This window comes from Brucella sp. NBRC 12953 (assembly GCF_040369775.1).
Taxonomy (GTDB): Bacteria; Pseudomonadota; Alphaproteobacteria; order Rhizobiales; family Rhizobiaceae; genus Brucella; species Brucella pseudogrignonensis.
Genome location: NZ_BAABSV010000004.1, coordinates 210995 through 224892 on the forward strand (window position 1 = coordinate 210995; position 13898 = coordinate 224892).

The window sequence follows — 13898 nt, forward strand, 5'->3', positions numbered from 1 at the left end:
GCCATGCAGCCTCTGAAATATCTGGACGAGATGCTGCCGTGGAACGACAGGTTGCAGATGCTGCAATGCATCTCGGCCATCGAAGAAGCGCCAGACGTTATGACCTTCTCCTTCAAAACGCTGGAGGACAACTGGTTCCGCTATACGCCGGGCCAGTTCGTCACTCTTGAACTGCCGATTGAACGGGCCGATGGATTAGGGCCGGTGCTGCGGACCTACACGCTGTCATCGACCCCTTCCCGGCCCTATCATATCTCAGTCACCGTCAAAGCGCAGAAAGATAGCATCGGCACGCGCTGGATGCTCGATCATCTGCGCCCACCGATGACCATCAAGGCCTATGGCCCAAATGGCGACTTTTCGCTCGCCAATCATCCGAGTGAAAAATATCTCTTCATTTCGGCTGGCTCCGGCATCACACCAATGGTTTCGATGACGCGCTGGCTATTTGATTGCGCACCGGCAACCGATGTCGCCTTCATCAATTGCGCGCGCTCCCCTGACGACATCATCTTCCGCAAGGAGCTTGAATTGCTCTCTGGCCGCATGGAAGCCATGCGCCTTGCATTCATCGTCGAGCAATCATCCGCCCGCCATGTCTGGCCCGGCCTGCATGGACGTATCGACCGTGCCCGGCTCGAACTGCTGGCGCCGGATTTTCTGCATCGCAAAGTATTCTGCTGCGGTCCTGAGCCGTTCATGAATGGCGTGCGTGGCCTTTTGGAGCAATCCGGCTTCAACATGGCCAACTATCATCAGGAAAGCTTCCAGCCTGCGACCGAAATCTCTGCCGTGCCAGTGCCTTCTGCTCTGGCGGTGGATACACCGGCGGCGCCGGTAAAGCCCGCTGTCGCACCCGCCAGCGTCGTCTTCAGCCTGTCCGGCGTTGAAGTCGAATGCACCGAGAATGACACAATCCTACTGGCAGCGCGAAATGGCGGGCTCAAAATCCCGAGCGCCTGCGAGTTCGGCATCTGTGGCACCTGCAAGGTCAAATGCGTCGGCGGTGAAACCGAAATGAACCACAATGGCGGCATTCGTGACGACGAGATCGCGGAAGGCTACATTCTTGCCTGTTGCAGCCGTCCGCGTGGTCGTGTCGAAATTGATGCCTGATTAGGCTTTTTTCAAAAACTCAGTACGCAGCACGAGGCCTTTGACTTGCTTTGTGCTGCAATCAACCTCGTCTGGATTTCCGGTCAGGCGAATGCCCTTGACCAGCGTACCACGCTTGAGCGTGGTTGATGTTCCTTTGACCTTCAAATCCTTGATGAGCGTAACAGAATCGCCGTCGTTCAGCTGCGTTCCGTTGCTATCGCGCGTGATTTCATCGGTCATAACTACCCCCTGTTCAAGTAAAGAAAGTAGGTCGGTAGCACCAAAGACAATGTAATACCAGAACGCGGATAATTGCTGGCAAGCACCCTTGCCGCTGATTATAATCGCATCAAAGCAGTCAGGAGCGTTTTATGATCGGTCATGCCCTTCTCGTCGTTGATGTGCAAAATGATTTCTGCCCCGGTGGTGCACTAGCCGTCGATAAGGGCGATGAAATTCTGCCAGCTATCAACCGGCTGATCGATGAGAGCGAGCATGTCATTCTGACACAGGACTGGCACCCTGCGGGTCACTCAAGCTTTGCCACAAGCCATTCTGGTAAGAAGCCATTCGACACCATCGCTATGCCTTATGGCCCACAAACATTATGGCCCGATCACTGTGTTCAAGGCACACATGGAGCCGACTTTCATCCAGATTTAAAGTGGACGCGCGCGCAGCTCGTTATTCGCAAGGGCTTTCGCATCGGCATCGACAGCTATTCATCTTTTTATGAAAACGACCGCAAAACACCGACAGGCCTGTCGGGCTACTTGCGTGACCGCAACATTGGCTCTCTGACAATCGCCGGACTGGCAACCGATTTCTGCGTTGCCTATTCCGCGCTCGACGCCGTGTCACATGGCTTTCGTGTGCGCGTTCGGCTCGACGCCTGTCGCGGCATCGACATAGGCGGATCGATGGACACCATGCTCAATCAAATGCAAAAGGCGGGCGTTGAACTCATCAACGAACCCGCCCTTGCATCTCATTTCATCTGATTATTTTTCGATCTCGCCATCCGGCAGGACGACATAGATCAGCACGGCAATGATGGTGATGAAGAAGCGGAAGGCGGATTCGATACCGTTCCAGGTTGAAGACATCCACATACCGAACCATTCGCCGCCAATCGACATGAAGCCTACCTGCCAGACGAGGAAGCCAACAGACAGGCCAGCAATTGCCCATTTCTTTGAGTGATTGAAGCTCTTTGCATCACCACTCAGTCGACCGAACATGGCAAAAGCACCAATCCAGCAAAGAATTGCCGTCAATGTCTCTGCCGCGATAATCAGAATGTATCCGGCATTATGTAGGAAATTGCTATCGATCGCGCGATATTTGATGGTTGCGTCCGGAAAGATCGTATCCATCAGAAGCACATGCTGGACGAAAGCAAAATTGCTTCCGTAGTCTGTGATATTGCCGAACGAAACGAGTGTTGCGAAGAAAGCGATTGCCGCGACAAAGGCGGTTTTGCTCAAACGAGTAACGACCATGGAAGACCCCTCTCCAAAAAAGTCGTAGCCGCTGGCTTATAGGCTTGCGGCATATGCTGATATGCTCCGGCCTATCAACGCCGGGAGCTCACCAAAGCTCGCTAACTCTGCTGATTCCGTCAAGCCTCAAGAAAAAGGAGGCTTTCGCCTCCTTTTCTCGTTTCGCTTGTAAGCGTTTTATCAATGCAGCGCCGCTTCATCGGCCTCATTCTGCCACTCGGGGTTTTTCTTGTTGTAGCGAATGGATGACAGCAGCGAGAGACCGATCAGCACTGCGCCGATCAGACCAGTGATAACCTCTGGAATGTGGACCAGCGTCTGCACATACATGATCACCGCCAGCACCATAATCGCGTAAAAAGCGCCGTGCTCAAGATAGCGATACTGGCCGAGCGTCTTACGCTCCACCAGCATGATGGTGAGTGAGCGCACATAGAATGCACCGATGCCAAGACCGATGGCAATCACAAATAGATTGGTGGTGAGCGCAAAGGCACCAATCACACCATCAAAAGAGAAGCTGGCATCCAGCACTTCAAGATAGATGAAAGCGCCAAGACCGCCACGATGGACCATGTCCACCTGTTCCTGCGAAGCGTCGAGCACTTCGCCCAGGCCCTCAACTGCAAGGAAGGTCAGCAGGCCGAACAATGCGGCGACTAGAAATGTGTGCGAATGCTCGGCATCAAGCTGATAGGAGAAGAAGAGAATGAGTGCGACGGCAACGCCGATTTCAACACCCTGAACCGACGCGAACTTCGACATGCGGCTCTCAATGATCTTCACCCAATGCACATCTTTCTCGACGTCGAAGAAGTACTTCATGCCAACCATCAGCAGGAATGTGCCGCCAAAGGCAGCAATGCCCGTGTGGGACTCGGCAATGACCCGCGCATATTCATTAGGCTGCCAAATGGCGAGTTTCAGTGCGGAAATCGGGTCTGTCCACATGGCAACCGCAACGATTGCCAGCGGGAAGATGATCCGCATACCGAAAACGGCGATGATAATGCCCCAGGTCAGGAACCGATGCTGCCACTTGGGCGTCATGTCACGCAGAATGCGTGCATTCACAATGGCATTGTCGAATGAAAGGGAAATTTCGAGAACACTCAGCACCGCACAGATGATGAAGACGGAGACCATGCCCCCGACGGTGCCGGTTGTCGAATAGCCAAGCCAGAGAGCGCAGAGAAGTCCAATGACCGTGAAAATCGCAGGCCAAATGAAATATTTATAAGTGGTCATCGGAAACCATCTGATTTTTATGTTTATGAGGCAGGCCGAACTATCGATCTGGCAAGGAGCCAGACAAACGGCATCCTCCTGCGGGCGTTCTTCCTTATGTAAGAAGCGACACCGCGGCGGACAAGAAAAACAATGGCGAAATTGTGTTCACGAAAAAACGCAAGCTTCAAGATTGCGTGATCGTTAACGGTAGCACTTCATTGCTAGCAAAAAGCCGCATGGCTTTCGTGGTTATTTGTCATAGACTTATCGACATCAGAGGCAGAAACCATGTCATCCGGATAGGAAGTTTACTATGATAACAGGGCCGCAATGCCGTGCAGCACGCGCACTCGTAGAATTCTCTCGCGAGCGACTGGCACAACTATCGGGTATCGACACCGGAACCATTGAACAGTTCGAACGGAAGCTTGGAACGCCTTCCGATAAACAGATCCAAGCGCTGCAAGATACGCTGGAGAAGGTGGGCGCTCAGTTTATCTGGGAGAACGGTGGTGGACTTGGCGTGCGTCTGAAATTTAACCGCTCCGAAGCAAAACGAATTGCCAATCTCGAAAACGAGGGCGGAGTGGTCGGTTACGACGACGTACCATAATTATAGCATTTCCAGCAAAAGTGCGAAGCGGTTTTGCGTCGGATAATGCGTAAAAACAAATAGTTACAGCGGTTCCAACGATTCTTTCCTAACTGGAACCGCTGAAAAAGGGCGACCTGATCGGCCGCCCTCATTTTCAGAGTTCTTACCAGCTTACTTTTTCTCAATGAGTGAAGCTGGCTCAAGCTTCGAGGTCCAGTTCTTTGAACGAAACACCGCGAAGAACCGGATCATCGTAAGTCTTGATGTAATAGACCTGGTTCTTCAAATCGCCGATTGTGCTCCACTGTGTATATTCAGCAGGCGTATTCGGCTCTTCGATCCAGCCTTTTGGAATGTCGAAGTTATTGACGATATGCTCAGCAAGTCGCACGCTTTCGACGCCACTGGCAACCGGTTTGGCTGACAGGACATAAGCGCTAGCACGAACGAAACGCGATGGTGGTGTCGTGTCGCCCGGAATGCCCAACATGCCTGAACCCTCGCCAAGCGGCGTGATTTCAGCCCCGAGGATTTTCACAGGCTTCGCATTATTCGGCGACAATTTGACGTAATTCCGGAGATTGGTCATGTGCCAATCGAACGAAGGTGAATTCGTCATCACGCCAAGTGGGTTGTCATAAACCTTCAGCTTGCCATCGACTGGTTCGATGACAATAGATGCGCCGGTGGCATCGTGAAGGGTGTAGTGCAGCGGTGGTGCGATGCCCATATTCTTCTGGATAACTGTAACGACTGAAATATTGCTCAGCGCTTCTTTCACTTCTGCAACAGTTGCAAAATTCGTCAAAGCCCAGGTCAGAACATCCCAAGGTGCAAGGCTGTCTTCAGCTTTGGCATCTGCAGGATCGGTGTATTTTGCAAAATCAGAGAAATAAAGAACGCCGCCGGTCAGGCCTTTTTCGTTCATACCATCCGCGAGTGCAGTGACGCCGAAAGCGTTCATGCCCACCGCCGCATATTTGGCTTTCCACGACTTCGCTTCCTTGCCATCTGCCGGTGTGGCTGAAATTTCAAAGTTGCGCGGCAGTACGATCAAATCGGAATCGATTGGGAAAGCGAATTCCATTGTGCGTCCGTAAACGACGCTACCGTCTGTTGTCGGCAATACAAAGCTCGTGCAGGCTTGTGCCACCTGCGGGACGATGAGTGCCGAAGCAAGTGTTGCAACCGCTGCACCACGAGCCAACATTCGGTAAGAGGACTTCCAGATAGACCAATTCTTTTGCATGATAAACCTCATCACAAAATTAGATGCCTGGATTGATAAAATGCAGCCACTTGGGAGCTCGGCCACATTCGGAAGCCAGAAACATTCATTAATCCAATTGCATCGGAATAGAACGGTTGCCTCAGAGCAAAGTCAACAGACAAAACCTCTGTATTACATTCATTTTCTGGTTTATTTCTTGTCATGATTAACATAATTATGGATTACGCCTTTAATGGCCCTGTCTTTTATATGTTTCTAAATTAGGTTCCGAGAGGATAATTCCGTGAACAGAAACAATTCGCGCACCGATAGTAATAATTTACTGAATACTACTTTTAGAAATATTATATTAGCTAGCTCTTTTATATTAACGGCTGCTGGGGCTACCCACGCTGCCGATATCGTCGCTGCTCCTCCTGTTCAGACCGATATTCAGGATCAACAGCGCTGGCGTGTGATTTTCAGCCCCTATGTCTGGGGTGCATCGCTGAACGGTAAAGCGGGCCTACTTGGGCTGAACACAAATGTTGACGTGCCGTTCAAAGACATTCTCGATAATCTCGATATGAGCTTCATGGGCAATGTCGAAGTGACGAATGGTACATTCGGCGCCTATTTTGATGGCCAATATACCAAGACCAGTCAGGGCGCGGATGTTCTCAATGAACAGCTCGACATGGACATCACATCGACGACCCTCTCAGGTGGCGTCTACTATCGCCTCTATGAACAGCAGCTCGAGGGCACCACACTTTTCGGCAGACAGCGCGTCTTCGCAATCGAGCCGACTGTGGGCGTTCGCTGGACCGAACTGAAAGCGAAGGTCAATATCGGACCATTCAGCGCATCTCGTAAAGCAGATTGGACTGATCCATTCATCGGGACGCGTGTCTTCTACGACATCAATGATCGCTGGAACATCTTCGCAGAAGCGGATATTGGCGGCTTTGGCGCAGGAACCAAGCTGAGTGCGAATGGTCAGATCTATCTCGGCTATCGCACACTGGTATTTGATGTTCCCACCACCTGGCGCGTCGGCTACCGTGCGCTCTACCAGGATTATCGCGACAATGATGGCGTCGAGAAGTTCAAATATGACGTAACTCAGCACGGTCCAGTCATCGGCCTCTCGGTCCAGTTCTGATACCCATTCAGCAGCTCTGCAATTGGTCGAGCTGTAATTCAAAGCCGCTGGGGTTTTCCGGCGGCTTTTGCTTGTCCATGGAATTGGTCAGCCAAATAACCAGGATCGAGCGCAAGCCTTTGTTTAGCAAGAAATAATGGAAAGCCATTTCATACTTGCAAGATTTTCTAATATGGCCTCAACTACCTGAGCAGGTTATAGATTTTGGGGAACAGGGCGCGGGATGACATCAATATTCGAACTATCCGTGTATCTTTCGTTCGTAACGTTCGCGATACTCGGTGTTGCCGTATATTTTGTGGGCCGCTTGGCACTCCACATTCTGTCTCGCCATGCCAATCACGATATTTTATCAATCCCGATCGGTGCTTTCATCAGCACTATTGCTACGGCTTGGGCGCTCTCGCTTGGGTTTGTGGCCGCAGATATCTGGACAGCGAACTCGAAGGCTGATCAGGCTACAAGCGAAGAGCGGTCATCAATCTCGCGACTGATCGGAGCTGCAAGCCCCGACATTCTCAACGCGCCTGTGCTCGTGAATTCGTTGTCCGAATATCGCTCTGCAGTCATTAAGGACGAATGGCAGGGGAACAGTAACATTTATCCCGTTCATTCCGTTGAGGTTGCACTGCAAAATATTCGGCGTGAGATCGTACACCTCGCCAAAACTGACATTCCTGCACCGATCATATCGCAGCTCGTCCGCGATTTTGATGAATTGCAGGATGCGCGCAATGCACGGCTTTCTGTCGGCTCAACTTCGGTTGACATGTATAAGTGGTATCTACTGTTCTCACTAACGGTCCTGACGATAATTACAATTGCCGCAACACATGCGGACAGAGTAACGGCAGGGATCAAAGCTATGGTAATTTATTCGATCACGGCTGCATTTTGTCTATGGATTCTCGCCATTCATGCCAATCCTTATCAGGGGATAGAGCGTCTTGAACCATCGCTCTTGTTTACAAACCAGAAACAAACCTGATCCGCAGCTTTGAAAGCGAAATAGGAACTCGTTATGAAACCGCTTGCCGTAGCAATCACTGCACTGACGCTCTTTGTAGCTGCGCCAAAGGCCGAGGCTCAGACTTTCAGTGTTTGTCATGGCTATGAATGCTATTATCGAACCAAGGTGACTTTATCTGCCCAGGATCTGCGCCGAGTTCAAAGCCTCATGCGCCAGGGAGCGCAATCGCCCGCCGCCGAACGTAAAGCGTTGCGGTCAGCAATTGCCTTGTTTGAGCAACGCAGCACGGCTTTCATCGGCGTGCGCGACAAACCGCGAATGCAATTTGGCAAAGCGCGCATCAAAGGCCAGATGGATTGTATCGATGAATCGACCAACACTGATAATTTTATCCGATATCTGGATGCGCGAGGGTGGCTAAAACATCATTCGCCAGCACGCAAAACAACACGCGGCAGCTTTATTGACGGCCGCTATCCACACTGGACCGCCGTAATCCAAGCGAAGGATGGCGAGCGCTGGGCCGTTGATTCCTGGTATGAAGCAGGCGGCGGTCCGCCCGACATTATGCTGCTTGCCGAATGGAAACGCCGTGGTTATGGCGGTGAGAGATAAATATCGATCAGGTGTTGCACTGGATTGCCGTGATAGGCGTCACGAATGCAGCGCATAAAGTTGAGAAATGCGTCGACCGTTTCAACAAGGGGGTTACCAATGGCTATTCTGAGAAAGTCCTTTGCCGCTGCATGCACCAGCGCTCTCGTCGCCGTCAGTATGTTTGTCGCACCTGTCGTCGAAGCCTGCACACGCGTAGTCTATCTCGGAGCGAACGATCAGGTAATCACTGCCCGCTCCATGGACTGGAAAGTTGATGTCGGCACCAATCTCTGGATTTTCCCGCGCGGAATGGATCGTTCAGGTGAAGCCGGACCAAACTCCGTCAAGTGGAAGTCTAAATACGGAAGCGTCATTTCCTCCGGCTACGACATTTCCACAACCGACGGCATGAACGAAGCCGGTCTTGTGGCCAATGTGTTATGGCTGGTTGAATCTGAATATCCGAAATATGACGGAACGGGTCCCGGCCTGTCCATAGCAGCCTGGGCGCAATATGTGCTCGACAATTTTGCGACCGTCGATGAAGCCGTTAAAGCGCTCAGTGCCAACCCATTCACAATCGTCACTGACAAGGTTCCCGGTGAAAGCAGGCTAGCAACGCTGCATCTCTCCATGTCAGACGCATCAGGCGACAGTGCCATCATCGAATATATCGACGGCAAACAGGTCATTCATCACAGCCGTGAATATCAGGTAATGACCAATTCGCCGACCTTTGATGAACAGCTGGCACTTCACTCCTATTGGACACAGATCGGCGGAACGGTGATGCTGCCGGGCACCAATCGGGCTTCGGATCGCTTCACGCGCGCGGCCTTCTACATCAATGCTATTCCGAAGTCAGAAGAACCAGTCGAAGCACTGGCGAGCGTTTTCAGCGTCATTCGCAACACATCAGTACCTTTCGGCATCACCACACCTGATCAGCCGAACATCTCATCGACACGCTGGCGCACAGTCGCTGATCACAAACGTAAGCTCTATTTCTTTGAATCTGCGCTTACGCCCAACATCTTCTGGGTCGATCTGAACACAATCGACTTTTCAGCCGATAAAGGAAAGGTTCAGAAACTCGATCTGGGACCAGATCAGCGCAACATCTTTTCCGGCGTCGTAAACAAAGATTTCAAGGATTCCGAACCGTTCAAGTTCCTCGGTCTTTGAGTTCAACGAAACTGCAATCCGGCCAAGAGAATTTGAAAAACCGCCCATTAATCTGAACCAAACAGCCTTTGACGCGTTGTTTAATCACAACTAACCAGAACGGAGGAAATCCAATGGACTGGAATCGCGTAGAAGGTAATTGGAAACAGGCTAAGGGTAAGGTCAAGGAACAGTGGGGTAAACTTACTGACGATGATCTTGACCAGATCAATGGTCGCCGCGAACAGTTGGAAGGCAAGATTCAGGAGCGCTACGGTATCGCTAAGGACCGTGTGAAGTCCGACATCGATGACTGGTACAAGCACCAGCAGTGGCTGTCATAGCCCGCCCAAGCTCTAACGAAATGAAGCCCTGCCCGTTGGCGGGGCTTCATTTTTGCTTGCTTAGCAGCGATCAACGCGCTGAAGCGATGCCGACAGTCCCATAAGCGAGAATGTGTAGCGTGTCTGCGTGCCACGAACAGAAGTCGCCTGCACATTAACCGAGCGGCCAGACCGCATTGCGCTGATAATGCGCGCCTCATCGCCTTCATTCTGTGCCCAAGCCCGATTCCCTTCAGTGAAAAATGGGAACTGCGCACCGTCCACCATCACCCTCACCGTGCTATCGGCTTTAAGCTGATAACCCATAACGAGCTGGGGGCTGTAACCGCCTCCAGACTTGGAAATAATAATAAAATTATCGCCATGCCTGACGCCTGCCGGAAGGAAACTCGACGGCACAGTCAAAGCATAGCATTTGTTTCCGGGCAGCTGCGTGTTCTGATAAACGCCCCAATCCCGAAACTCACCAACATGACTTGTTTTAGCCGAAGCCGCGAAAGAACTCGCCACCAACCCTGCAAGCGCCAACGCAACAGTGGTTGTTTTTTTAGTCATTGCCTGAAACCTCCATAATATCGCCAATCACGCAGCATAAAAAATTGTTTCATTGCGTTACTATTTCCTTAACAGACCCCTAAAAAATTGTTGAACAGGTAAAATCGTCGCGGCCACGCGTAATTCGCGCATGAGAAAGCCCGCCTGGCGATTAAACCGGGCGGGCTACAACCGTATGAGCTTATGAAATCAACCAGATTAAATTCGGATTGAAATTCAATTCACTGCTTAGAACACGTTTCGCTCTGACTAAAACGCACCAGCGCTCTAAAAGCGGAACTGAAGACCGAAGGAGTAGCCAACCTGATTTCCGTCGTCATGACCAAAGCGCGCATTGATTTCGCTGAAGACGCCGACCTGTTCAGTTACAGCGAGCTGAGCACCAAGCTGCGCACGTCCAAAGTCTTTATCAACATTGCCCAAATCGGCGATACGTACACCGCCATCCGAAAGGCTTGTCAGCTGGATGCTGTCAGGACGACCATCTGCAAACTCATGCACCCACTTCAAGCTGGAATATGGACGGAGAACCATTCCATTGCCCAGCGCAATTGTGCCATGCAAACGCCAGCCGATACTGGCCTCGAATGAATCAAACGTTTGTTTGTCATAGCTCATGCCGGTGCGGAAATCGCTGTCTTCGTCAAAGCCGTTGATGCGATACCGCATATAATCAAGACCAGCGACCGGGCCGCTTTTTACGCCGCCCAATGTGAAGTCATGGCCACCCTCAACCCGAGCGCCCCAAGACAAGGCTGACGTATCTGACGAAAGTCGTTGATCGAGTAGCACTGGGCCGTCAATCGCCTGTAGGAATATCGAGCGTTTATTATCGAAGCTGCTACGCCCGATATTCAAATCACCCGCAAGCCAATTTGAAGCGCTGTCCTGAAACAACGCATAAAGGCCAGCCTGCCAGTTGTCGCTCTCGATAGAACCCTCGTGGTTGAGCTTATCGCGACTGCGTTGAAATCCGATACTGCCACCAAAGGTCCAGGAATCGTTGTAACGATAATCACCGAGAAGATTGATGCCCAAACGCGTTGCATCGGATATCCGTGCGCTGATTGATCAGGCGTTTCAGGTCGACAAACAAGGAAAGCTGAACACAGATCGCATTCTCGCCCTGAAACGACTGAAAATCACGGATGAAACCGGCGAATGGGAAAAGGCCATGATGGTGATTTCGGATTCCGTGCGTGTCATGGCGTCCAAGGAGCATGCTCGCTTCTATTCGGTGGACAAAAATACGGGGAACGCTGCTCGCATTCCGCTGGATTTAGCCAATGCCTAACATCAACTTCACAGCATCCAAAATGAAAAGAAATCAGAGCCTGTTACGATCAGAAAGAGCGCTAAGACCCATTTCTAAAAAGCTGAGGTTCGCCGAAGCGCTTCTTCAAAGCTCCAAGCTCATTATTCAATTTATCAAGCGCGGACAAAACAAAGTTCGTATGTTTGAAAATATCAAGGTATCGAACTGTGAAAAAATCGACGAAATCCAAAATTTCTTTGTCGCTGGCATCGTCGGGATCATCCAGAGTAGAGACGTGTACAAAATCAGCCAATCTGTTGGCAGCATTTCGCGCCAGCAAAAGTTGAAGCACAACGTCCCCTCCAATAAGCGGCTCAACGCGAGCAATCGATGGAGAATTCAGGAAACTCTCAACATTCCTAAAAGCAATTGCATATTCTTCAGCGTCGGGGAACACCATTGCTGCACTGTTCCCGTCCCTCTTTATAGTGTTCCTAAGCCTAACCAAAGCTGGGGTGCTACTTATGAAGAGCGCTCTAATCAATTCACAACCCTGTTGAATAGAAACCTGCTGCTGAAAGAGTTGGATATCAATCAACTCTCTATGATGCTTTGCCTGCTCCGCGTCAGTCGCTTGCATTTGGCGAATAGTAAAAAATGCTGCTGCTACAGCCAGAATACCCCCAATAAGGCTCTGGAAATCATAAAGAAAATTTGCGACCGGGTTACCACAACGTTTTCCAATACTGTTGGCTTCTGGCAATGCGCACCTTTGACCAAAGTGAAAATCGATAAAGATAAAGGTGAAGACAATTGCAATCGCTATTGTCAGAAAAATCAAGCTTTTTTGCAACGTAGACAAGTCGCTCATTCGTATTCCCCCGCCAATACCACGATGCTTTCGTTCAGGTGTGGAAGCTGATGACCAATAATTTCAAGCTTAGATATTACAATTTGCCGTCGTCGCTCGCCTTCATCGTGAGAGGGAACGTATCCCTTGCCTCGGTTGTAATCGATAATGTCGCTTTCCACTTTACTGGACACTTTGACGAGCAGATCGAGTTCCCTACGCAAAATCTGAAGTGCTCGATATCCCCGTTGGTCCAAGAGTGGCTTCACCGCATCCAATTGATCTCGAAGGAGTACATCTTTGAGCTCTCTAACAACGGGCGTGAGAGAGTTCACGCGTGTTTCATTAGAAACGCTCATAATCCAACTATTGTAATCAGTAGACTGGATTTCATAAATCAGCTCTTCGACGTCTCGTTCACACTCTTGAATATCGATGACCTGCGGATGTGCTGCGCGACGCGCGATCAACTGGTCTCGTCTGAGATTAAGGCGCATCAACTCTTGATGTCGCGATTCCTGACGATCATCTGTTTCACGCATCGTATTGACAGTCAGATAAGCTGCAAAAATCGCGAACGCACCCGCAATGAGGGGCTGGTAGTCATAAACCCACTTAGCCCACGGGTCATTCAAGTGATCATGCCAAAGCGTAGGAGGCACTATGGCCACGAATGCCACCAACGCGGCCAGACCTATTATCCTGTTGTTCAACTAGGCTCCCCCCATAATCGAATCGAAAATCACAAATTCAGTAGTTTTTTTACTGCCGATATTCGCGATTGTAAGCTCAAAGAAGGAGTTCTGAAATGAGCTCAACGACAATTATAAATATCGCCAAGAACCAGCTCGGCCTTGACGAAGACACCTATCGCGGCATGCTTCACCGCGTGACCGGCAAAGTTTCTCTGCGCGTCATGACTGAGGTCGAAAAGCAGAATGTCATCGAAGACTTAAAGCAGAAGGGTTTCGATCCCGCCGCTAAGCGGCCTTTAAAGGACAGTCGAAAACGCCTTGAAGGCAAATATGCCTCAACACTGCAGGCCATGTGGATAGCTGGTTACAATCTCGGTGTCGTGACCAATGGCTCTGACGAGGCGCTTATTGCATTCGTTAAGCGCCAAACAAATCTCGACCATGTGCGTTTTCTTCACAATCCAGCTGCTGCCAACAAGGCAATTGAAAGCCTGAAAAGCTGGCTTAAACGAGCAGCTGGTGTTGACTGGAAAAAAGACGTCATGCTGCCAAAAATGGGCCAATGCACCACAAGGACAGGTAGTGCTGGCGCAATGGAAAATCCTTCTCAATAGCAAAGCCAGAGATATTGAAGGAAGAACTTTGGCGCAAACAGCGTGGTCTATTTG

At 50.6% G+C, this 13898-nt stretch carries 18 protein-coding genes; 10 read left to right on the plus strand and 8 right to left on the minus strand.

The annotated features are described in order from the left end of the window. Positions 1–3 precede the first annotated feature (3 nt). Positions 4–1116 (plus strand): FAD-binding oxidoreductase, encoded by a 1113-nt coding sequence (locus tag ABWV94_RS11295; protein WP_007875874.1) that lies wholly within the window; start codon positions 4–6, stop codon positions 1114–1116. Here the strand turns inward: ABWV94_RS11295 and ABWV94_RS11300 are convergent, their stop codons facing one another. Beyond that, positions 1117–1338 carry an alkylphosphonate utilization protein gene (locus ABWV94_RS11300; protein WP_007875876.1) on the minus strand — a complete coding sequence of 74 codons (222 nt, stop codon included), beginning with the start codon at positions 1336–1338 and terminating at the stop codon, positions 1117–1119. A 131-nt stretch (positions 1339–1469) separates the two neighbouring features. Here ABWV94_RS11300 and pncA point away from each other — a divergent pair, with 131 nt between their 5' ends. Further along, on the plus strand, positions 1470–2099 hold the full coding sequence (gene pncA / locus ABWV94_RS11305; RefSeq protein WP_113497961.1) for a bifunctional nicotinamidase/pyrazinamidase: 630 nt from the start codon (positions 1470–1472) through the stop codon (positions 2097–2099). Here pncA and ABWV94_RS11310 read toward each other — a convergent pair whose 3' ends face one another. Together ABWV94_RS11310 and ABWV94_RS11315 are read right to left on the minus strand one after the other, a co-directional pair. Beyond that, positions 2100–2600 carry a DUF2165 family protein gene (locus ABWV94_RS11310; RefSeq protein ID WP_007875879.1) on the minus strand — a complete coding sequence of 167 codons (501 nt, stop codon included), beginning with the start codon at positions 2598–2600 and terminating at the stop codon, positions 2100–2102. 180 nt (positions 2601–2780) lie between these two features. Then, positions 2781–3848, minus strand: a complete 1068-nt coding sequence (locus tag ABWV94_RS11315; protein WP_007875881.1) for a DUF475 domain-containing protein — start codon at positions 3846–3848, stop codon at positions 2781–2783. A 295-nt stretch (positions 3849–4143) separates the two neighbouring features. Between ABWV94_RS11315 and ABWV94_RS11320 the strand changes: the two genes are divergently transcribed. Next, on the plus strand, positions 4144–4443 hold the full coding sequence (locus ABWV94_RS11320; RefSeq protein WP_105518745.1) for a helix-turn-helix domain-containing protein: 300 nt from the start codon (positions 4144–4146) through the stop codon (positions 4441–4443). A 181-nt stretch (positions 4444–4624) separates the two neighbouring features. Here the strand turns inward: ABWV94_RS11320 and ABWV94_RS11325 are convergent, their stop codons facing one another. Further along, positions 4625–5674 carry a linear amide C-N hydrolase gene (locus tag ABWV94_RS11325; protein WP_353413626.1) on the minus strand — a complete coding sequence of 350 codons (1050 nt, stop codon included), beginning with the start codon at positions 5672–5674 and terminating at the stop codon, positions 4625–4627. A gap of 325 nt (positions 5675–5999) precedes the next feature. Between ABWV94_RS11325 and ABWV94_RS11330 the strand changes: the two genes are divergently transcribed. The 5 genes from ABWV94_RS11330 to ABWV94_RS11350 all read left to right on the plus strand — a co-directional run bounded on the left by ABWV94_RS11330 (position 6000) and on the right by ABWV94_RS11350 (position 9875). Next, the gene (locus ABWV94_RS11330) at positions 6000–6800 is read left to right on the plus strand and encodes a hypothetical protein (RefSeq protein WP_064322430.1); all 801 of its coding nucleotides are present in this window, start codon (positions 6000–6002) and stop codon (positions 6798–6800) included. A gap of 223 nt (positions 6801–7023) precedes the next feature. Next, positions 7024–7788, plus strand: a complete 765-nt coding sequence (locus tag ABWV94_RS11335; RefSeq protein ID WP_007875892.1) for a bestrophin-like domain — start codon at positions 7024–7026, stop codon at positions 7786–7788. A gap of 33 nt (positions 7789–7821) precedes the next feature. Beyond that, positions 7822–8385 (plus strand): hypothetical protein, encoded by a 564-nt coding sequence (locus tag ABWV94_RS11340; RefSeq protein WP_007875893.1) that lies wholly within the window; start codon positions 7822–7824, stop codon positions 8383–8385. Between the two features lie 99 nt (positions 8386–8484). Beyond that, positions 8485–9552, plus strand: coding sequence for a linear amide C-N hydrolase (locus tag ABWV94_RS11345; RefSeq protein ID WP_007875894.1), 1068 nt, complete (start codon positions 8485–8487; stop codon positions 9550–9552). Positions 9553–9665: 113 nt separating this feature from the next. Then, positions 9666–9875, plus strand: a complete 210-nt coding sequence (locus ABWV94_RS11350; protein WP_007875896.1) for a CsbD family protein — start codon at positions 9666–9668, stop codon at positions 9873–9875. A 60-nt stretch (positions 9876–9935) separates the two neighbouring features. On the opposite strand, the gene ABWV94_RS11355 is transcribed toward ABWV94_RS11350, so the two are convergent. Together ABWV94_RS11355 and ABWV94_RS11360 are read right to left on the minus strand one after the other, a co-directional pair. Beyond that, positions 9936–10430, minus strand: a complete 495-nt coding sequence (locus tag ABWV94_RS11355; protein ID WP_039859959.1) for an invasion associated locus B family protein — start codon at positions 10428–10430, stop codon at positions 9936–9938. Positions 10431–10697: 267 nt separating this feature from the next. Continuing rightward, positions 10698–11468: an autotransporter outer membrane beta-barrel domain-containing protein gene (locus ABWV94_RS11360; protein WP_353413628.1), complete on the minus strand. Its 771-nt coding sequence runs from the start codon at positions 11466–11468 to the stop codon at positions 10698–10700. On the opposite strand from ABWV94_RS11360, the gene ABWV94_RS11365 reads away from it, so the two are divergent. After that, positions 11461–11724 carry a DUF3164 family protein gene (locus ABWV94_RS11365; RefSeq protein ID WP_113498124.1) on the plus strand — a complete coding sequence of 88 codons (264 nt, stop codon included), beginning with the start codon at positions 11461–11463 and terminating at the stop codon, positions 11722–11724. The genes ABWV94_RS11360 and ABWV94_RS11365 overlap by 8 nt on opposite strands. 61 nt (positions 11725–11785) lie before the next feature. Here the strand turns inward: ABWV94_RS11365 and ABWV94_RS11370 are convergent, their stop codons facing one another. Next, positions 11786–12556: a hypothetical protein gene (locus ABWV94_RS11370; RefSeq protein ID WP_113497956.1), complete on the minus strand. Its 771-nt coding sequence runs from the start codon at positions 12554–12556 to the stop codon at positions 11786–11788. After that, positions 12553–13248, minus strand: a complete 696-nt coding sequence (locus ABWV94_RS11375; protein WP_353413631.1) for a hypothetical protein — start codon at positions 13246–13248, stop codon at positions 12553–12555. The genes ABWV94_RS11370 and ABWV94_RS11375 overlap by 4 nt, the downstream gene beginning before the upstream one ends. A gap of 95 nt (positions 13249–13343) precedes the next feature. On the opposite strand from ABWV94_RS11375, the gene ABWV94_RS11380 reads away from it, so the two are divergent. Next, positions 13344–13844, plus strand: coding sequence for a regulatory protein GemA (locus ABWV94_RS11380; protein WP_353413633.1), 501 nt, complete (start codon positions 13344–13346; stop codon positions 13842–13844). The last annotated feature ends 54 nt before the right edge of the window (positions 13845–13898 follow it).